Annotated in this window: 14 protein-coding genes; 12 read left to right on the top strand and 2 right to left on the bottom strand. The window is 34.9% G+C overall.

Annotation, left to right across the window (positions count from 1 at the left end; genetic code table 11):
• Positions 1-37: 37 nt before the first annotated feature.
• From JFT95_RS27670 to JFT95_RS27640, 7 genes are all read left to right on the top strand, one after another.
• On the top strand, positions 38-1,459 hold the full coding sequence (locus tag JFT95_RS27670; protein ID WP_201038269.1) for an MBL fold metallo-hydrolase: 1,422 nt from the start codon (positions 38-40) through the stop codon (positions 1,457-1,459).
• A 332-nt stretch (positions 1,460-1,791) separates the two neighbouring features.
• Entirely contained in the window at positions 1,792-2,070 is a 279-nt protein-coding gene (locus tag JFT95_RS27665) for an AbrB/MazE/SpoVT family DNA-binding domain-containing protein (protein ID WP_002069660.1), read from the top strand.
• Positions 2,071-2,318: 248 nt separating this feature from the next.
• Positions 2,319-2,642 (top strand): hypothetical protein, encoded by a 324-nt coding sequence (locus JFT95_RS27660; RefSeq protein WP_002069661.1) that lies wholly within the window; start codon positions 2,319-2,321, stop codon positions 2,640-2,642.
• Between the two features lie 39 nt (positions 2,643-2,681).
• Positions 2,682-2,870 (top strand): RNA chaperone Hfq, encoded by a 189-nt coding sequence (gene hfq, locus JFT95_RS27655; protein ID WP_002203963.1) that lies wholly within the window; start codon positions 2,682-2,684, stop codon positions 2,868-2,870.
• A gap of 776 nt (positions 2,871-3,646) precedes the next feature.
• Complete coding sequence (locus tag JFT95_RS27650) at positions 3,647-5,893, top strand: M60 family metallopeptidase (RefSeq protein ID WP_201053842.1); 2,247 nt, start codon at positions 3,647-3,649, stop codon at positions 5,891-5,893.
• Between the two features lie 140 nt (positions 5,894-6,033).
• Positions 6,034-8,025 (top strand): DUF3472 domain-containing protein, encoded by a 1,992-nt coding sequence (locus JFT95_RS27645; protein ID WP_201053840.1) that lies wholly within the window; start codon positions 6,034-6,036, stop codon positions 8,023-8,025.
• Positions 8,026-8,263: 238 nt separating this feature from the next.
• Complete coding sequence (locus tag JFT95_RS27640) at positions 8,264-10,510, top strand: putative mucin/carbohydrate-binding domain-containing protein (RefSeq protein ID WP_201053838.1); 2,247 nt, start codon at positions 8,264-8,266, stop codon at positions 10,508-10,510.
• Between the two features lie 227 nt (positions 10,511-10,737).
• On the opposite strand, the gene JFT95_RS27635 is transcribed toward JFT95_RS27640, so the two are convergent.
• On the bottom strand, positions 10,738-11,076 hold the full coding sequence (locus tag JFT95_RS27635; RefSeq protein ID WP_078205932.1) for a hypothetical protein: 339 nt from the start codon (positions 11,074-11,076) through the stop codon (positions 10,738-10,740).
• Positions 11,077-11,874: 798 nt separating this feature from the next.
• Between JFT95_RS27635 and JFT95_RS29725 the strand changes: the two genes are divergently transcribed.
• Both JFT95_RS29725 and JFT95_RS27630 read left to right on the top strand, forming a co-directional pair.
• Entirely contained in the window at positions 11,875-12,078 is a 204-nt protein-coding gene (locus JFT95_RS29725; protein WP_080448057.1) for a hypothetical protein, read from the top strand.
• A gap of 184 nt (positions 12,079-12,262) precedes the next feature.
• Positions 12,263-12,955 (top strand): IS6 family transposase, encoded by a 693-nt coding sequence (locus tag JFT95_RS27630; RefSeq protein WP_201053837.1) that lies wholly within the window; start codon positions 12,263-12,265, stop codon positions 12,953-12,955.
• Positions 12,956-13,793: 838 nt separating this feature from the next.
• Here JFT95_RS27630 and JFT95_RS27625 read toward each other — a convergent pair.
• A complete protein-coding gene (locus JFT95_RS27625) occupies positions 13,794-14,966 on the bottom strand; it encodes a serine hydrolase domain-containing protein (RefSeq protein WP_061675370.1) in 1,173 nt (390 codons plus the stop codon).
• A gap of 550 nt (positions 14,967-15,516) precedes the next feature.
• On the opposite strand from JFT95_RS27625, the gene JFT95_RS30190 reads away from it, so the two are divergent.
• Genes JFT95_RS30190 through JFT95_RS27610 form a run of 3 tightly spaced genes read left to right on the top strand, consistent with a single transcriptional unit; the run spans position 15,517 to position 21,504 of the window.
• On the top strand, positions 15,517-15,648 hold the full coding sequence (locus tag JFT95_RS30190) for a DnaB-like helicase N-terminal domain-containing protein (RefSeq protein WP_374101555.1): 132 nt from the start codon (positions 15,517-15,519) through the stop codon (positions 15,646-15,648).
• Positions 15,649-15,670: 22 nt separating this feature from the next.
• The gene (locus JFT95_RS27615) at positions 15,671-16,933 is read left to right on the top strand and encodes an MFS transporter (protein WP_078205050.1); all 1,263 of its coding nucleotides are present in this window, start codon (positions 15,671-15,673) and stop codon (positions 16,931-16,933) included.
• Positions 16,934-16,947: 14 nt separating this feature from the next.
• On the top strand, positions 16,948-21,504 hold the full coding sequence (locus JFT95_RS27610) for a non-ribosomal peptide synthetase (protein ID WP_201053835.1): 4,557 nt from the start codon (positions 16,948-16,950) through the stop codon (positions 21,502-21,504).
• Positions 21,505-21,506 lie beyond the last annotated feature (2 nt).

The following is a 21,506-nucleotide window of genomic DNA, read 5'->3' as shown; positions in this document are numbered from 1 at the left end:
AAAAGTAATAGGAAATAAGAAATAGGAGGGAATAGCCATGCTCTTAAAATATTTTTATGATGAAAAATTAGCACATGCTTCCTATTTAGTTGGTTGTCAGAAGGAAGGAGTAGCAATTGTAATTGATCCAAGCCGTTGTATAGAACAATATATAGAATATGCTAGGAAAGAGGGAATGGAAATAATTGCTGCGGCTGAGACACATATTCATGCTGATTTTCTTTCTGGGGCTAGAGAACTTTCTCATCTTTATAAAGCAAATTTATATGTATCTGATGAAGGTGATTGTGATTGGAAATATCAGTATCTTAATGAGATTCAATACCATCTTGTCAGAGAGGGAACTGAATTTAAAATTGGTCATATAAAATTTAAAGTAATTCATACTCCAGGCCACACACCTGAAAGCATTTCTTTTTTAGTAACTGACACGAGCCAGAATAATTATACAAATGAACAACCTATTGGAATATTCACGGGTGATTTTGTATTTGTAGGCGATGTAGGAAGACCAGACTTATTAGAAACAGCTGTTGGTATTAAAGACACTACTAAAAAAGGAGCAAAGCAACTATTTGATTCTATACAAAAAATAAAAAAACTACCTGATTATTTACAAATCTGGCCATCGCATGGTGCAGGAAGTGCATGTGGAAAAGCATTAGGGGCAATTCCAACTTCTACATTAGGTTATGAAAAGATGCTCAATTGGGCATTTCAGTGTAATGAAGAAAGTAATTTTATATCTACTCTATTGACGGGACAGCCAGATCCTCCGAAGTATTTTTCATTAATGAAGTATTTAAATAAATTGGGTCCACCAATTCGTAAGAAGAGAGATATTATTAGCATTAATACATTTGAAGAGTTCCAAGAAATCACTAAAAAAGTTCAGCAAATTGTTGATATAAGGGATGTAGAGTGTTTTGCTGCGGGTCACATTGAAAAATCCATTAATATTCCGTATAACAATTCTTTTTCAACTTGGTGTGGGTGGTTATTAGACTATAAAAAAGAAACATTAATCATTTTAGATATGGAAAAAGTTAATGTGGAGGAAGTTATTAGAGACTTTGAGTCTATTGGCTTAGATAATATTATTGCTTTTGCACCTTCAAAAGTAATTCAAAGATTCCATAGTTTAGAGAGTTATAAGGAAAAAACATCAGATGAATTATATCCGTTAATAAAGGATGGAAGTGTTAAGGTTATCGATGTGCGTAGTAAAAAAGAATGGGATGAAGGACACCTTCAGGATGCAATACATATTGCTTTAGGTAATTTATTTGAGCAGCTAGATCAAGTTCCTACAGGTTGTCCTATAGTTTTACAATGCCGGACGGGTTTACGTTCTGCTATAGCTGCTAGTATTTTGCAAAGAGCTGGTTTAAAGGGTGTAGTCAATTTAAAAGGAGGATTCCTTGCATGGGGAAAGTCTGGATTACCATACTATAAGTAATTTAAAAGAGTATAAAATGTCTTTTTCTTTTTTCAACATTCATCTTTTATTGACTGTCGGGATATTGCAGATGCTGCAGTGGAAGTTTTGATTAACAGGGAGAAATCAGGGGTAATAAAAAGGATAGTCATTATTTAAGACGTAACGCTTTCTCTACGAGCTGACGAACTGCTTCATTTCAATTACTTATCTTGTTATCGTGCCAAAAATCCTCTATTTATTTTACTTGTTCTTTTGTAAATGCAAATAAATTTTCATGTATGGGAAAAGCTTGTTACAATAGTAAAGAATAACTTGGGTACAATTGATAATGAAATGGGGAAAGATATTAGATGAAAGCAACCGGAGTAACTAGAAAAATAGATGAATTAGGGCGTGTGGTAATTCCAAAGGAACTTAGAAATACGCTAGGTATGAAAGAAAAATCACCATTAGAGATCTTTGTAGAAGGTGAAGACATTATTTTACAGAGGTATCAGCCGGGTGGTGTTTGTGCGTTAACAGAAGAAGTGTCAAATCGTAACATATCATTAGCAAATGGTAAGATAGCATTAAGTCCAGAAGGTGCAGAATTATTAATAAAAGAAATAGAACAATACCTTGTAAAATAAGAAGCTCCTTTCAAGGGGCTTTTTTAGGTTTAACATTATAATTTCACGTACCGTAATAATTAATAAAAGATAAAACACCACACAAATAGTCTACATTTACTTTTATGTTGAATTAATCCGCTAAATGGATCATGTATTGTTTATTTTGCATAGATTTCTTGCGAAATATGTCCCTAAAGCAGTATTTCAATTTAAATGTGATACGATAGTTATATATTCGTTTTGCTAGTAAAAGGAGATGAGTTTCGATGAAAAACCACAAAAAAGTAAATGGAAAAATCCTTCAAACAAATAAAAAATGGTCACATCTCAAGCGAAAACAAAAAGAACATATTTCTAATTGGTTACGTAGAGAATATACACAGTTTTTAAAAACACATCATAGAAAACCTAGAAAGTATGAACATGATGAGATTCTTCATGAAGTGATGATTCAAATGCAGGAACGTGAAATTTGGATTCTTTATGGTGAAGTAAAAAGATATTATCTAAGCAAAATAGGAAAATGGTTTAGAAAAATAGAAAGTGAATGGGAATCACATATATCCAACAGTGAAAAGCAGCAGGTATGAGAAGAAAAGTAAATACAAACAAACCAGGGGGCGCATTTCATGTTTAATTTACAAGAAGATATGTATGAACAATTGAAAGAGAAAAAAGGGGAAGTTACTGTATTTTTAAAGAATGGCGTTCCAGTACGTGGGCAGATCCTTGCAACAGATAAATTTACTGTCTTAATGATGGTTCATGGTAAACAACAACTGGTATACAAACAAGCCATCTCTACAATCATTAAGTAATACCATAAAGTATTTAGCTCTACCTAGGCAAATTTTACGATCTATGCAATACCAATCTGTTAATATGTACAAATGTAAACAGGATATTAGGGGCACCATATAGTGAAAACGAGTTTTACAAAAGTATGAAAGTAGCAAACTAATATAAACAAGTTGTAATATTGCCATCAACTCAAAAAGAACATGTAGTAATTTCTACATGTTCTTTTTTTAATAAAAATGAAAGTAAACTTTTAGCCGTTTAGTTTACTTTCAAATCATTTATTTAATTAGGTTTATCACAACTTATTCATTTCCCTCAAAAATTTTTATAGAAGTATACCTTTAAAGACATTACTTATATAGTCAAGGATTATCATGTTTAAAGATGTGTTATAAAATATTTTTAAACGTTTATTAAACATCTACAACCTTTATAAATTTCTTAGCGTACAAATTTATCGAAATGATATGGTGACCCCAATTAGGATTACGTTCTTTTAAAAGTACTGGTATATCCGGGTTTAGGTGATTAGTTACAACTGCTTGGAAGTTTTTGTACCAAAACATAATGTATTAATATTTTGACATTTTTAAAGATTTTGATACGTTTTTAATAATAAACGTATTAAAATCCTTCTTTTTCTCATACATTCAGTTGATTATTCTTCTTATCAAGTGAATTGAAATATGTTCATTATCTTATATAAATGAGTATATTTATGTTAAATTGTGTAAATATGTGTCAATAGATAATATGAATATATAAGTATTTGGAAATATAGCGGAGGGATATTATGAAAAGGGGACAGCAACAAAAAACAAAAAATTTAGTGATGATAACTGCCACATTATCTATGTTTGCTACTGGAATAACGCCTTCATTAGAAGTCTTTGCGGAAGAACAAGCACAGCAAAAGAAAGTATCTACAACGTTACAGAATGAAAATTCTGTTAATGTGGAAAATCGAGTATTTGCAGTTCCAGGAAAAGGAGATGTCTCCCAACTTCAAAATATTGAAAGAAGGGAAAGAAATTTTAGTGCATACGAGCCAACAGGGTTATATGCTAAGCCAAATGAACAAATAACAATTCAGGTACAAGGAAATCAAAGTATACAAGCATATATTGGAACTTTCTCGTTCGATGCTTCTTGGAGGGAAGATTCCAAAATTAAATCATTTACTTTAAATCCAGGTACAAACACAATTCAATCTCCAAATGGAGGAATGATTTATTTTTATAATAAACAACAAGGTGGTACCATTCAAACAACAGTAATAACAGGCGGAACGGCTACTCCTCTCTTTGAACTTGGAAAGCATACGAAACAAGATTTAATAAATATGCTCAATCAATATCCAAATGCACATGCGGTGGAATTAAAAGGGGAGCGCGTATTGATTACTGCTAGCCCAGTTCGTGTTAAAAAATATTTGATAGACTCTAACACAGATCCTGTACAACTCTTAAAAAAAATGGATGAGGCTACTAGAATTCAAGATAAAATATCTGGATTATCTGAAGAACAAGTAGATAAACATTATCTGCATTATGTGGAGGATAACCATTCTCTGGATTATTATATGTATGCATATCCTCACAGAACTGCATATGTAGGAGATGCAATCCAACATGTATTAGACATTAATAAATTTACAAATGATGGATGGGGACCTTGGCATGAGGCAGGACATATGAGACAACAAACGCCTTGGAACTTTAAAAATATGACAGAGGTACAAGTCAATCTTTACAGCCTTGCTGTAGAAAAAGCATTTACATCTAATCAACCTTTTAGATTGCAACAAGAGGGCGCTTATACTAAGGCATTTCAATACTTAGAACAACCTAATAAAAATTATGATGACATTAGTGACCTTTTTGTTAAAGTTGTAATGCTTTGGCAATTACAACTAGCGTACGGAGAAGACTTCTATCCTAAGTTGCATCAGCTGTATAGAGACATGCCTTCAAATGAGATTCCACAAACTGATGAAACGAAAAAACAATTATTTATGATTTCAGCATCAAAGGCAGCAAAACAAAATTTAATTCCGTTTTTTGAGAAATGGGGATTACGCCCAAATAATGATACAATCCAAAAAGTAGCGGCACTAGGGTATCCAAATTTAACGGCTGAAATTTGGAAAAGTACAGATTCTAATCCGGTTAAACCGGATACACCGAATTTTTCGAATATTTTAGAAGGAAACCAGTTTGCATGGTCGATGAAAGGGATTGGTGATTTTGAATTTGTGAAAGTAAATTTAAATAAATCAACAGAAGAAATGCAAATTAATCTAAAAGCAGGTGTACCACATAACTACTTTGATAGTACATATGCAAGTATTAAAGTGCAAAACACATCAGGTAAAGTGGTATATAACAAAGAGATTTATGGAAATAAGCAACAAAATGCTGAGCAAGCAAAAGTTCCGGTAAAAGTAGGCAATTTTATTGAATTCACACATTTAGAAGGTGCGAACCGAGCTACTATTACAAATATGGAAAAAAACATTCAGGAAAGTTTTGGGAATAAAGCGGTCTATGAGATTACAAAAGAGGGATTGAAGAAAGTAGATAAAATTGTTAATCCGAAACCAGATACAGAAGCTCCCACACAACCACAAGGATTATATGCAAGTAACGTTACTTCTAACAGTGTAGAGCTAAAATGGAATTCTTCTACAGATAATGTAGGTGTAAAAGAATATCAGGTATTACGTGATGGACAACTAATTCAAACGGTACAAGGAACGATGTTTACTGATCAAAATTTAACAGCTAACAAGGAATATAAATATGCAGTGAAGGCTGTAGATGCAGCTGGAAATACATCAATTCAAAGTAACATTCTTCCGATAAAAACAAAAGATCAAAATGTATCTTATGAAAAATGGAATCCGAAGAAGGCATATACAAAGGGAGACAAAGTAGAACATCAAGGGAAGGTGTATGAGGCTGTTCAAAATCATCAAGGAAATGGTGACCCGAATTGGATATTTGCGTTATCTTTATGGAAACCACTTACAATCAATTAATATGTAAGAATCAGATGTGAATATAGAACATCATAGATTGGGGCAGTATTTTAAAGAATTACTGGATGTTGCTTGAATTTTGATAGATTTCTCTACTAAGTTATTATTTAATAATAAAAATTAGAAAAGGAAGTAGATTAGTGATTAGTCAGAAAACGAAAAAAAGATTTAATAAAGTTATTATAATTACCGCAGCATGTAGCATGTTTTCTATGTTTGGAACGTCTATTTCGCACACTAAAGCAGTAACACGTTCAGCTGCTCCTTCAGTTTATGTGAGTCCACAAAATACAGCTTCCTCAGATATTATTAGTATAGACTGGTCACCAGTTCAGACTGCACCTTATACGTATTGGGCTGTACACAACTGGAATGCAGGTGGTGAAGCTGGAGGATATGCTGGTTTTCAACAACAAAGTGGGTCTGATGAAAAAGGAAAGCGTACTTTACATTTTGCCTTATGGGATCCAATTGCCTCTAAAGAAGCAATAAAGGCCGAATACTTATCTCCGAATTCACAAGCTGGACTCTTTGGAGGAGAAGGAACAGGACTGAAGGTTCAAACAACTTATGGTTGGAAAGACCACAATTGGTACAGAATGACAATGCGTTCATGGCAAGAAAATGGTCATACTAAATTTGGACAATGGATGAAAGATGTAACAAAGAATAAATGGCATCTAATTGCAATTATGGACTTTCCGGTTGCTAATGTTGCATTTAATCATGGATTAGGAATGTTTCAAGAAGACTGGGCTGGTAATGGACAGGATGTTCGAGAAGCACGCCTAAAAAATGGTTATAGTCGAAAGTTATTAGATAAACAATGGAATTCTTGGAATAATCAAAGTATTTCTGGACAGCATGATACTTCTTATCAATATGATGGAGGAGCGACTTCAGAATATGTATGGGTCAAAGCAGGAGGTAATACTCAATCTACCATTGGAACAGGAAAAATATTCACACTAAATCAACCTACTCAACCTGAAATAGGAAAACTAGATTTTGATATACAATCTATATATTATGAAAATGAAAAATTAAATGTATCCTGGAAACTAAAAGAAAATAGCACACCACAATTTAAAGGTAAAATTGAAATTTATAATGATGAAAATATGACAGGACAACCAATCGAGATAATTGATAATATTAAATCTTATCAAAGTGAGATTAGTCAATCTATACTATTATCTACAAATGCTTATGCAAAAATTATATTAACAGATTTATTTGATCAAACTGTTGAGAAAAAGGTACAAATCAAAAATGAATCTCCAAACATTTTAGAAGGTAACGAATTTGCATGGTCGCTAAAAGGGATTGGAGATTTTGAATTTGCGAAAGTAAATTTAAATAAATCAACAGAAGAAATGCAAATTGATTTAAAAGCAGGTGTACCACATAACTACTTTGATAGTACATATGCAAGTATTAAAGTGCAAAACACATCAGGTAAAGTAGTATATAACAAAGAGATTTATGGAAATAAGCAACAAAATGCTGAGCAAGCCAAAGTTCCGGTAAAAGTAGGCGATTTTATCGAATTCACACATTTAGAAGGTGCGAACCGAGCTACTATTACAAATATGGAAAAGAACATTCAGGAAAGTTTTGGGAATAAAGCGGTCTATGAGATTACAAAAGAGGGATTGAAGAAAGTAGATAAAATTGTTAATCCGAAACCAGATACAGAAGCTCCCACACAACCACAAGGATTATATGCAAGTAACGTTACTTCTAACAGTGTAGAGCTAAAATGGAATTCTTCTACAGATAATGTAGGTGTAAAAGAATATCAGGTATTACGTGATGGACAACTAATTCAAACGGTACAAGGAACGATGTTTACTGATCAAAACTTAACAGCTAACAAGGAATATAAATATGCAGTGAAGGCTGTAGATGCAGCTGGGAATACATCAAATCAAAGTAACATTCTTCTGATAAAAACAAAAGATCAAAATGTATCTTATGAAAAATGGGATCCGAGGAAGGCATATACAAAGGGCGACAAAGTAGAACATCAAGGGAAAGTGTATGAAGCTGTTCAAAATCATCAAGGAAATGGTGATCCGAATTGGATATTTGCCTTATCGTTATGGAAACCACTTACTTTGAATTTTTAAGTTGATGGGCGTGGGAATACCACGTTATAAAATGAAATTCGATAAAGGTAAAATTAGTGAAAGTTATAGGGACTAAGGTGCATTCCACTATGTCAGCCAGTTGCGAAAGGTTAGGAAACTACCAAATTATATTCATGTTGGCTGTTTAATTCCTCATGCCTTTAAGTATGGAAATTATTTTATATAAACGAGAATCATGCAGCAGTCAAAGGTCAAAAACAAAAAAGGGGGAATTATTTTGAAAAGGATTTCATCTTTATTATTAACAATGCCGATTATTTTAGGAAGTATTGCTACGATTCCGCATACAAAGGTTTCAGCTGAAACAATATCATTCAATCAAGAAACATTCACTTTAGAAACATTGAACCAACAGACGGATCAAGCAATTACAAATGGTAATTTTGAAGCTCATTTGAATAATCTCACAGCATATTTGAATGGAAATGTTGGGGGTATGACTGAAGAGAACTTGAAAAAGAAGCTTGCAGACCCAGTATTTGCAGCAGCTTTGGCTCAGTGGCAATTCATATCACAAACAGGTGCTGCAACAATGGCTACATTTGCTAAAAAAGATGCTAACCATCAGAAATTTCTTGGCTGGGCTATGAAAAATACAGGTGTCATGAATACCTATCTTGAAGGTGGTAGTCCAACTGGAAAAAATCCTGTAAATGCACTTGAGATATGGAATACAATCTGGAATGCGGATGCAAATTCTCACGAAGGATTGTATTTAAAACTAGCGATAGCTACATCGTTAGCTCATGCTGAACCTATAAAATATTGGACAAACAATCAACCTATTAATCCATTAACAAGGTACCAACATTATAAATCAGCAGATCAAAATAATGAGTTACTTCCTTGCTTTAGAACATATGATGTTTGGCATTTAAGGTTAGTAGTGAATACTTGGTCACCAGAAGAAGATTTAACCTGGGCAAGGAATATGATTAATACGGAACATCCAGAACTTAAAAATCAAGATAAGGTAGGGGAAAGTGCATATTTGATTAATTATGTAACCCATAACAAAGATGGAGTTAGCATTCACGCTGGAAATGATGCATTCTACGGTTTAGGTTGGAATCTTTCTTCCATTTACAGATTTGGCGGGGTATGCGGTAATATTTCGAAGTTTGGTACGCAAGTAAGCCAAGCCTTTGGAGTGGCAGCTATGCCTGTTGGACAACCTGGACATTGTGCACTCATATGGAATAACAAACCATCTTCTTGGAATTTAGGAAATGATATATCCGGATGGGGTGAATCGAGCCGTCATGATGCAACTGTTATTCCTTGGTCAGATAATAGCCCGACAAATCAAGTACCGTATATGCTACTATTTGAAAATGCTGAACGTGACCCAGTAAAACTAGATCAATCAGAGCGATTACGCTGGTTAGCGAAAGCGATCACTTCAGCAGATAATAAAATTGCAATTTATAAAATATCCACCAATATTTTACCAATCAATTTTTTAGTATGGAAAGATTACGTTTCTCTTATGTTACAAAATCCAAATGTAACAGATGCTGAGTGGAAAGAATTAAATAACAGTATCATTTCTGTTTTTGCGAATGAACCGCGACCGATGATGGATCTTCTTACTCAAATAAAAAGCCATGTACCAAATACAGATGATATCTTGGAAGGAAAACAGTTTTCATGGTCACTGAAAGGGATTGGAGATTTTGAATTCGCAAAAGTAAATTTAAATAAATCAACAGAAGAAATGCAAATTGACCTAAAAGCAGGTGTACCACACCATTACTTTGATGGCACATATGCAAGTATTAAAGTGCAAAACACATCAGGTAAATTGGTCTATAACAAAGAGGTTTATGGGAATAAACAGCAAAATGCTGAATCAAAAACAGTCCCAGTAAAAGTGGGCGATTTTATTGAACTTACACACCTAGAAGGTGAAGAGAGAGCAACGTTAATAAATTTAGATAATAATAAGCACGAAAGCTTTGATAAAAAGGTAATGTATGAGGTTACAAAGGATGGCCTGAAGAAAGTAAATCAAATTGTTAATCCTAAGCCAGATACAGAGGCTCCAACACAGCCACAAGGATTATATGCAAGCAATGTTACTTCTAACAGTGTAGAGCTAAAATGGAATCCTTCTTCAGATAATGTAGGTGTAAAAGAATATCAGGTATTACGTGATGGACAATTGATTCAAACGGTACAAGGAACGACGTTTACTGATCAAAACCTAAAAGTTAATAAGGAATATAAATATGCAGTGAAGGCTGTAGATACAGCTGGAAATACATCAAATCAAAGTAACATTCTTCTGATAAAAACAAAAGATCAAAATGTATCTTATGAAAAATGGGATCCGAGGAAGGCATATACAAAGGGCGACAAAGTAGAACATCAAGGGAAAGTGTATGAAGCTGTTCAAAATCATCAAGGAAATGGTGACTCAAATTGGATATTCGCTTTGGCATTATGGAAGCCACTAACATAGGGGTCTAATATATATTGAAACTACGCCCAAATGTTGAGGGTAATTATGGGGTTTCCCTCATTCCCATTAAGCTAACATTTTGAAGTGCCTCCAAAACGGAAATTACAGCCAATAAAATAAAGTGGTTTTCCAATGTTGGGTTCCGTGAATGTTACCTATTGAAAAAATGATTTATAGTAATAACATAGACATTTGACGAAAGGGCACCGAATGCATGGTTGCCCTTATTATTCTAAAAGTTCCTTTATAATTTCTTTTATATGCTTAGTGGGCTTATCAACATGGTTTAAATAATAATTTTCAGTTATGACAAGACCTGGTCCTACTATTGAACGAAGAAAAGGTGATATCTTTCCTGTGTAATCATTAATAGTTATGCATTCAGTATCTTCATTCATTAGAATGTTATATTTACATGCTATTTCTAATACAGGCTTTCCTTCATTATTTATCATTTTTCGAGAACTGATGGATTCAATAAGCGCATTACTTTGTTCGATTTGAAAACTATCTGTATTAGCCAAATCGTAGGAAATAATGAAAGCTATACCTATTGCGTTAATCATAGATTTCCTCCTTTAGTAGTTTTGTTTACTAAAATATAATAATATATATTAAAAGTAAACAGTATGAGAGCAAGTGATGTATGGTTGCTCTTTTTTATACGAAATATCACCTGCCGTAATGGATTATATAATAACAATTTCAGACATAAAGATAATTCAGAGGCATACACTTATATAGAACGGTTGCAAATATAATTACCGATATTCTTTGCGAGAGAGCACTTAAGGAGAGTGCTCTTTTTCATTTTCACACTTTAAAGGAGACAAGCATATAGTATAAAACAAGTTATATTTCATCTAATCCCTTTTTTACCAAAGTACTCGCGGAAACGAGTGCTGTTATTATGTCACCTTTTGATAAGGACAAGTATAGGGACAACCCTACGTTGTTCCTTATTCACTCATATCTAACTCCTTATCACATTAAGAGAATCCTTGTGTAGGATGCTCTTAATGTGATAAAACAATTTTTACACCAAAAAAGAAAGGCTTGATACATATGACGTATACGTCCGTTTTAATGATTATTGGAAAGTAAACTTCTATTCAAAAGTTTATTTTCGCAGCAGTTTAGTATATATGCGGTTGCATACATCGAATTAGCCTTAAGCATTAGCAGTTTAATTTTAGGGATAATCGCCCTAATACTTAAGATCTGGTCTAAACGAACAATATTTGTAATTTCATTTGTTTTATTATATTGTGCTTATTTTAGGACTAGATTAGAAATAAGCAGGATTTTACGAGTGGATTATTGTAATAGGACATATTCTACCGTCATTGTGAGGAGTTGATTTTTTGGTTAATCTATTGGAAAATACATTCCAATTATCAGCAATAATACTACTCTTATGTTCATTTTATTATTACAGGCATTTTAAAAAGATTAAGAGAGAAAGAATACTAACTTCATTTGAATTTTCAATTTATATCATAACCCGAGTTGCATTTTTTCTTTGTGCAGGTAGTTATCTACTTTTGTTCTTGGATAAAAATTATTAAACAACCAGAAGCTATTCTTGAATAAAGAACAGCTTCTTTAAGGCAACGAAGGTATTTAAAACATGGAGATACTCTCTCAAAACGCGTTCGTTGGTTCTGGTGCAAAAACTTAAGGACAATTGCAATGAATCTATAAATCTTGGACATACTGTTACTATGACTTTAAAAAGGGTGCGTGATTGGTATGGAAAAGGAAAATGTATTCAAATGGAAGCATTATCAGCCTGATATTATTTTGTTAACGGTAAGATGTTACCTACGGTACAACCTCAGTTTTCGTGATTTGGTGGAAATGCTAGAAGAACGGGGTTTATCCATTTCTCATACAACGATTATGCGTTGGGTTCATCAGTATGGTCCTGAATTGGACAAACGAATCCGCCGTCACCTCAAACAAACAAATGACTCTTGGAGAGTCGATGAAACATATATCAAAGTAAAAGGTCAATGGATGTATCTGTATCGTGCTGTTGATTCGAAAGGAAACACAATTGATTTTTTCCTAAACAAAACAAGAGACCAGAAGGCTGCAAAGCGCTTTTTCAAGAAAGCTTTGCGGTCTTTTCATGTTTCAAAGCCACGTGTTATAACAGTCGATAAGAACCCGGCTTATCCTATAGCAATTGAACAGTTGAAAAAAGAAAAAAGAATACCTGATGGTATGCAATTTAGACAACAAAAGTACTTGAATAACATAGTAGAACAAGATCATCGCTTTATAAAGAAGCGAATCCGTTCTATGTTTGACACAGCTACATCCATTCTTTCTGGAGTAGAAGCCATGCATATGATTAAAAAAGAGCAGCTTGATTTACGGGACCAGTCTGTCCAAAATCAGAAAGAATTCATCCATCAATTGTTTGGACTTGCAGCATAAGATACGATTCCGTTAGGAATATATGTGCTTTATTCTCCTATATTTTATTTTTGCACCAGAATCATGAGAAGGGAGTATGTGTCAATTTTACCGTTGTGAGCGGCAATAACAAAGTAAAACTGCCGAAGAACGGAACGGTTGTATTTGCTGGCGCGCCGAACTCGGAATTTGCAATCACGTTGAACTAGCTACAATTCTAGATGGACTTCAACAAAACCAGTACGACACAGAAGAGGTGTTTTGCTGGTTTTGTTTGTATTTACGTATGATCTTTACGAAGAGGCTTTCCACGAATAATATCACGCTCAAACTCTGCAAGAACAGCTAGCATACCAGTTCTGGGCAATCATCTTTTGCCCCACTCATCTTCTCGGTGTAAATACGTTCGCAGCCGGCATTATGATGTACAAGCCCTATACGATGCAGGAATTATCCGAGGTGTTTCGGCTACTAAGTTTAACCAACATGGCACACTCACACATCAACAGGCTGCACTTGTGTTAGAACGAACACTAGAATATCTAGGTGTAGAAAAAGAGTCAAATACAGGGCCCTACCACATACCCATCAACCTAAGATTTTGAAATAACCCCCAAAACGAAAATTTTATATCCCTACAGTTATTTATGAAAGTTCAATTCATTTTTTCATTTTGGGGAACAACCAACTTCTTAAGTTGATGGGCATGGGGTAGCACCGTACATCCATCAACTTAAGAAGAATAAACGCCACCAAAACAAAAAAAAGCCCCAAATTTTTCTTGAAAATAAATTAGGGCTCTTGAACCAGAAAAGTATATTTTTAACTATGAAAACTACGATAAATTTTTCCTTTTTTCCTACTTGCTAAATTCAGCAAGTAAAATATTTTTAAAAGGATCAGGATTGTCAGCTTTTCCTAAACTGTTAAAATTGACAGCTAACGTATGCTTACCTCCAAGTGTACCTCCAGCAAAAGTACTAAACCCTGGAATGCCACCTGAGTGCCCCCATATCGAGACACCGTTTGGAAGCCTAGTTTCATAGATTCCAAGACCATATCCGACGATTTCAGCACTTCCTGTAGGAACTGTAGTAAGCATTTGTTTTAGTTGCTGTTCCTTCAGTAATTTACCACTGAGTAAGTAAGAGAAGAATTTGTTTAAGTCGTCAGCAGTAGAAATCATATCTCCAGCCGAGCTACCTATACTTGGATTATAATACGTAATGTCTTTTAGCTCACTTGCTCCGTCTGGTTGGAAATATCCACGGGCATGGTTGGTGCCTGGAATAACGCTTGAATTGCCAGGTAGAAATGTATTTGACAATTCAAGTGGTTCAATAATTCGATTTTCAATCTCTTCCGCATAGCTGTTTCCAGTTACTTTTTCGATAAGGATACCCAGTAATACGTATCCTGTGTTTGAATAAGACCAGCCCTTTCCTGGGGCAAAGTCTGGGGGCAGCGAAAGTCCCAACTTCACTAGATCTTCAGCAGTAAACGATTTATTTCTATTCTTAAAAAAATCAGCTTCTTTTGTCCTTGAGTATTCAGCGATACCACTTGTATGGTTCAATATCTGCCGGATAGTAATCTGTTTAGCATCATATCCGTTTCCTTGAATAACACCAGGCAACCATTTTTCGATGGAATCGTCTAGATTCAGGCGATTCTCTCCAGCTAATTGAAGTACAACCGTTGCGGTGAACGTCTTCGTTACGCTGGCAATACGAAAGCGAAAATCTGTTTTCATTGGTTTCTTGGTGCTCAGATTCGCTACCCCAGCGGCATAACCCCACGTTTTTCCACCCTCATAGGTTTTAACAAGTATCCCCGGGAATCCAAGATGCAATGTATCTCGCATTGCTTGTTTGACGGAATTACGATCTCGTTGAGTGCTTGTGTGTGACGAACTAGATACATTTTCAGTGGACTCTGCTGTTACAATTGATGTTGGTGTTGTGTATAGCAGGGAACTCCCAGCTATTAAAATGGCAAGACTTGCACATGTAATTTGACTACGTGTTTTCATAAGGCATTCCTCTCCTCTATTCATATTGTATAGGTGGTTGCTTACTGTTTCATACTAACCACACAGCTATCATCTTCACCGATTACAAAAGGTCAACATTGAATTTGTAATCATCTTCATAAGTATTATTTTACCAACGCCATTCTGCCCTAACAAACGGTAAATCTCTCTTTTTCCACATGTTTGTAAACCACAGAAATTACTTCTTTTCCTTGAAACACTTTTGTTACTAGTTTGTTTTTCATATATAAGTCATATCTGTTCCGCCTTTCACGCCTCGTAATATTTTTATCCTATACAATGAAACTCTCTTTTTCCTTACCCATTCCTTACAAATTTCTTACGTTCAAAATAGATTCTATTTATTAATATTATTTAAAATCTGCGATACGATTTAATCTTAATTTAGTTGTTTTATAGAAATATTTCTGGTTTTCAGAAAATAATAATCGGAATATTCATTGTTTTCTATATTATTTTTAGAAAATAATCCCATTAATAGGAGTGTTATGATTTAATTGTTAGTCAATATCTCACTTTTAGAGCGTTAGTGTCTTTGAGAAAGTCTAAGCAAGCTATTGATTTCATTACCATCACAAACGAACTGCAAAAAAAGAATAGGGTTGAAGAGGCGGGAGAAGTCTCTTATTCCACCCAATTAGTTTCTATCGTCTCTATTTAGTAAACTTAAGGAGCTCGTTTTTATGAAAACTACCGAATCAAAAAGTCTATGGGGAAATACAATTTATTTACAAGTTTTCTCTGCATATTCACTGCTTATGCTCGGAGTATTTATTGACATGTTAGCCATTATGACCATTGTTAGTTTTGAATGGGAAGTAGACCCCATCATGATTGGATTAATTCCTGTTGCGTATGCACTTCCTGGGATTATATTTAGTTCATGGGCAGGCGTGATTGCTGATCGCTTTAGAAAAATTCCAATTATGATGTTTTGTAATCTAATGGTTGGTTTATTAACAATTGTTCTTTTATTTGTCCAAAATATTCATTGGCTTTTGTTAGCATTAATGGTTCGTTCCATTTTCACCGTTTTTTACTATCCTGCACAGCAAACACTAACACGACAGATTGTTTCTCCTGATCTGCTTACCAAAGCAGTAAGTATCAATGGGATAGTTGAGCAAGGAACCAAGATACTGGGCCCACTTATAGGAGGAATGTTGCTGAGCTGGTTTCAGCCAGAGTTTTGTCTGATTATAAGGGCAATATGCTGTTTACTAGCTGCTTTGGTTCTGTTGCCCACAATAAGGTTACAGGAATCTCTGTCAAGAGAACATATAGAAAAGAAACAGCAAAGTACTTGGACTGCTTGGTTACAAGGCTGGGGTTATGTATTATCCAATCGGATGATATTATCAACCATGATTTTCTTTACAATAGCTATGGCAGTATTACAATTAGTAGACTCACAGTTCCCTACTTTATTTAAGAGCTTGTTCCCAAATGATAAGAGTAAAATGGGATACATCATTTCTATTATTGGTCTTGGGGGAATAATTGGCGCATTCTTAACTCAGAAATTAAAACATTTTCAATATGGTTGGATAATATGTGGAGGTATTGCTTTAATGGGAATTGGCTTTGGAGGAATCAGTCTGATAACTCTGATAAGTCCTGATGCATCCCTCATTTTTGCCTATCTGATCAGTTTTATAGCTGGTATTGGAAGTGGACTTATGTTTGTATCCAATCAAGTCATTCTACAAATAGAATCTCATCAAGAACAGGTCGGAAGAGTATTTGGGATTCAAAGCAGTTTAGCAAATGCAGCCCTCATTATTTCTCCTGCTATGAGCGGTCCACTGGTTCACTTCTTCGGAGTAATTGAACTCTATTTTTATGTGGGTATTGGGCTCATCATCATTGCAGTAATTGGGGTTGCACTACAGAAATATTTATGGGTTACACATAAACAAGAACCTGTAAGAGTAAATAATTTTTGAAGGGAAGATTTTTTATGGCCAATGAGGAATGTTATCCGTTAAGTCATCCACAGAGGAGAATATGGTATACAGAAGTTATTCATTCCGGTAAAGGGATATGTAATTTAAGGTTTTTGTTTAAACTTCATAGAAAAATGGATTATTCAAAATTAAATCGAGTTGTGAATCGTGTTATTAGTGAAAATGATGGTCTTTGCATCAGATTAAAAGAAAATGGGCATCAGGAACCTGAACAATATTTTATTAAACATGAAGAACAAGAATTTGAGTTTTTCGATTTCAGTTCCGTGGAGGATTCAGATTTGCTTGAGAAATGGATTGAGCAGAAAACAAAAGAAACGTTTACATTATTTAATTCAGATTTATACTATTTCGCTTTAATAAAATTAAACGATAATGAATGTGCAGTCTTTGGGAATGTTCATCATATTATCATGGATGGTTTATCAATCCAAATATTTACCAGTCAGATTGCAAAATATTATTATGAGATGCATAACGAGACTGAGGAAGGCGAAATTAGAAATTCATATGTTCAATTTCTGGCCAATGAACAAACATACTTGAATAGTATTCGCTTTCAAAAAGATCAAAAATTCTGGTTAGAGGAATTTAAAACAATTCCATCTGTGACGGGATTGAAGCCTTATAATACGTACCAAGTTAGTACCAAAGCATCACGTGAAACGTTTATATTATCGGAGCATTTGAAGAAAAAGATAGAGTTATTTTCTGAAGATTACAAATTAAGTGTATATTCTCTTTTTGTTGCTGCTTTCTCATTGTCTATGTATCGGTGGACCTCATCGCTTGATATTGCATTAGGAATGGCTTATGGCAATCGTATGACTAAAATGGAACGGGAATTAATTGGAATGATGGTGAGTACGGTTCCTCTAAGAATGGATATGGATCCAGAAGAAGAAGTACTTTCATTTATTGGTAGGGTGTCCAGAAAACAAAGTAAATCATTACGACATCAGAAATACCCATTTGATTTGTTATTAAAGCAGATTAATAAAGAGAATAACAGCAATGTTAGACTTTTCGGAACTACGATTGATTATAGAGATCGTGATGAAAGTGGTGACTCACTTTGGATTCCAAATGGTGAAGAAATGCAAGATTTTGCAGTACATATTGAGAATTTGACTGATATAGACTCTTTACAAGTACATATTGACTATCGTAAAGAGCTATTTTCTAAAGAAGAGATAAACCGCTTTTTTAAAACCATGTTAGCAATAATAGAAAATACATTTAAAAACCCAAAGCAAAAGGTTTCTGAGATTGAAATTATTTCAGAAGAAGATAAAAGAAAAAGTTTAGTAGAGTTCAACAATCCTAAGCTTGATTTTCCAGCTCAAGTAACTATTCATGAATTGTTCGAAAAGCAAGCGATGATTTATCCAAATTCTATTGCAGTTACGTATGAAAAAGGAAAAGTTACTTATAGGGAGCTAAATGAACGTGCAAATCAGTTAGCTCATTATCTGCAGAAAAAAGGAGTAGGACCTGATACTTTAGTTGGGCTGTGTGTTGAACGTTCTCTAGAAATGATTGTAGGTATTTTAGGGATTTTGAAGGCTGGTGGAGCCTATGTTCCACTTGATCCAACATATCCAGAGCAGCGACTTCAATATATTTTAGAGGATGCTGGCATTCAGTTATTCGTAACGCAAGAAAGTTTAAAAGAATTGAAATGGTTACCAGAAAATATTAAATCGATTTGCCTGGATCGTGATCGAGATGAGATTGAGCAAGAAAGTAAGACTTTACCGATTTCTAATGTAAATCCTCAACACCTAGCTTACGTAATCTATACTTCGGGATCAACAGGGAATCCGAAGGGCGTCATGGTAGAGCATCACAATGTTATTCGTTTATTTAAATCAACGGAATGTTGGTATCAGTTTAATGAAAAAGATACTTGGACGCTTTTTCATTCTTATGCATTTGATTTCTCAGTATGGGAAATTTGGGGAGCATTATTGTATGGTGGAAAACTGGTTGTTGTTCCTTACTGGATTAGTCGATCGCCTAAGGATTTCTATCAACTATTGGTAGAGGAAGAAGTCACGGTTCTAAATCAGACGCCTTCCGCATTTCGACAATTAATACAGGTGTGTGAACAAGAAGATGAGAATAAAAACTTGCAGCTGCGTTATGTGATATTTGGTGGAGAAGCGTTAGAACCTATTAGCTTGTTACCATGGTTTCAAAGGTATGGTGAGAAAGAACCGCAGTTAATTAACATGTATGGAATTACAGAAACTACAGTTCATGTTACATATTATCCAATTACTCTAGATGATGTGCAGCATGCTTCAAGAAGTAATATCGGAAAACGAATTCCAGATTTAGAAGTGTATATACTAGACGCCTATCAACAACCTGTTCCTATAGGTGTAGATGGTGAGCTTTATATTGGCGGGGCAGGGCTTGCACGTGGGTATTTAAATAGACCTGAATTAACAGCAGAGCGCTTTATATCTCATCCATTTAGTAGTGATTCGAAAGCAAGATTATACCGGACAGGAGACTTAGCGAGGTATTTGCCGGATGGGAATCTGGATTATCGTGGAAGAATTGATCATCAGGTTAAAATACGTGGTTTCCGAATTGAGATTGGGGAGATTGAGTCTACTTTAAATGCATATGCATCTATAAAAGAGGCAGTTGTAATTGTAAGAGAAGATCAACCGGGTGATAAACGATTAGTAGCATATGTTGTAGGAGATGGAAATGTAGGTGCGTGGAGAGAGTACCTTAAAGCGAAACTACCGAGCTATATGGTCCCTTCGGGATTTGTGACGATGGAAGCTATTCCACTTACAGCTAACGGTAAAGTTGATCGTGAGGCCTTACCTGTGCCGGAGGAAAGGCAGATTAAAAGTGAAGCTGTTGCCCCTCGGAATAGTAACGAACAGATACTGGCTACCATCTGGAAGCATGTGTTAGGTGTTAAAAAGGTGGGAATCTATGATAATTTCTTTGAAATTGGTGGTGACTCGATTCTCAGTATTCAAATCATATCTCAAGCAAGTCAAGTGGGGTTAAAACTTACTCCAAAGCAAATGTTTGAATGCCCAACCATTGCCGAGTTGGCACAAGTGGCTATAGAAACGCAGGGAGTGCAAGCGGAGCAGGGAATTGTGACAGGAGAAGTGCCCCTTACTCCAATTCAGTACTGGTTCTTCGAGCAAGAACATTCACGTCCGGAGCATTGGAATCAATCAATGCTTTTAAGAGTAAAAGAGAGATTGGACGTGAAGTTACTAGAAGGAGCGATCTTAAACTTACTAAAACATCATGATGCTTTACGTTTCCGGTACGAACAGTTACCAAATGGAACGTGGAGGCAGAGAAATGAAGGGACTGATGAGCATTCTGTACTTCATGTGGTAAAACGGAACAAAGCTAATGAACAAGCGTGGAATAAAGTAATACAAGAAGAGATGAACATTACTCAAACTAGTTTCAATTTAGTTACAGGTCCGTTAATGAGAGTAGTTTACTTTGAGGACACCTTGTCTGGAAATGATCGAATATTCTGGGTGATTCATCATTTAGTAGTAGATGGAGTATCGTGGAGAATTCTATTGGAAGATTTACAGGTGGTATATAACCAGATGAAACAAGGTCAAGGAGTTCGCCTACCTGCGAAAAGTACATCTTTTAAAGAGTGGTCGGAACGCCTGCAGGCATACAGTGATTCGGGTATTTCAAAAGAAGTACAAGATTATTGGAATGAACGGGTAGAAAAAGAAACGATGAAAATTCCAATGGACTATCCAATGCAAGAAACAACAGAAGAATCGATTGATCAAGTGACGAGGACTTTAGGAGTAGAAGAAACACATGCATTGTTACAAGAAGTTCCAGTGACTCATAAGACAAGGATAAATGAGGTACTATTGGCGGCATTAGGACAAGCTATCGTCGATTTTACAAATCAGCAAACGGTTTCTATTCATCTAGAAGGACACGGGAGAGAAGAGATGGTTGAAGGTATTGATCTATCACGGACAGTGGGCTGGTTCACGAGTATTTATCCTGTTCATCTGAATTTTCAAGGAACTAAAACACCTATTGAAGGATTAAAGGCTGTAAAAGATCAATTGCGTCAAATTCCGAATCGCGGAGTTGATTATGGTATTTTACGTTACTTGAAAAAAGAATTACTTCCGTTTTATCAGCAAAAGCCTTCAATAAGCTTTAACTATTTGGGCCAATTTGATCAAGTGTTTTCAAAAGAATCTTTGTTTATGCAAGAGACAGGGTTTACATTTTTAGATCATGCTCCAGATTCCAAGCCATCTCATCTAATTGAGGTTATCGGTATGGTAAAAGATGAGAAGTTACATTTTGTTTGGATATATAGTAGAGAACAGTTTTCTAGATTAAAAATTCAAGCGATAGCAGATGGTATGTTGAGGCATCTTCGTCAACTTATAAATAAACCAACAACAGAGTCAGCTTTTACAGTATCAGATTTTGCTGATGCTGAGGATCTTACGGAAGAAAGCTTGAGCAAAGTATTACTTAAATTAACAAAGAAGAGGGTGTAAAG

The organism is Bacillus sp. TH17, from assembly GCF_016651125.1.
Taxonomy (GTDB): Bacteria; Bacillota; Bacilli; order Bacillales; family Bacillaceae_G; genus Bacillus_A; species Bacillus_A mycoides.
Note: the sequence above shows the minus strand (reverse complement) of the source record. Positions and strands in the feature narration are given on the sequence as shown.

Bases quoted from the DNA above. Each gene is read 5' to 3' on its own strand.
- hfq (WP_002203963.1), top strand. From the start codon at position 2,682: ATGTTTAATTTACAAGAAGATATGTATGAACAATTGAAAGAGAAAAAA.
- JFT95_RS27670 (WP_201038269.1), top strand. From the start codon at position 38: ATGCTCTTAAAATATTTTTATGATGAAAAATTAGCACATGCTTCCTAT.
- JFT95_RS27660 (WP_002069661.1), top strand. From the start codon at position 2,319: ATGAAAAACCACAAAAAAGTAAATGGAAAAATCCTTCAAACAAATAAA.
- JFT95_RS27635 (WP_078205932.1), bottom strand. From the start codon at position 11,076: ATGATTAACGCAATAGGTATAGCTTTCATTATTTCCTACGATTTGGCT.
- JFT95_RS27610 (WP_201053835.1), top strand. From the start codon at position 16,948: ATGGCCAATGAGGAATGTTATCCGTTAAGTCATCCACAGAGGAGAATA.
- JFT95_RS27625 (WP_061675370.1), bottom strand. From the start codon at position 14,966: ATGAAAACACGTAGTCAAATTACATGTGCAAGTCTTGCCATTTTAATA.
- JFT95_RS27650 (WP_201053842.1), top strand. From the start codon at position 3,647: ATGAAAAGGGGACAGCAACAAAAAACAAAAAATTTAGTGATGATAACT.
- JFT95_RS27665 (WP_002069660.1), top strand. From the start codon at position 1,792: ATGAAAGCAACCGGAGTAACTAGAAAAATAGATGAATTAGGGCGTGTG.
- JFT95_RS27615 (WP_078205050.1), top strand. From the start codon at position 15,671: ATGAAAACTACCGAATCAAAAAGTCTATGGGGAAATACAATTTATTTA.
- JFT95_RS27630 (WP_201053837.1), top strand. From the start codon at position 12,263: ATGGAAAAGGAAAATGTATTCAAATGGAAGCATTATCAGCCTGATATT.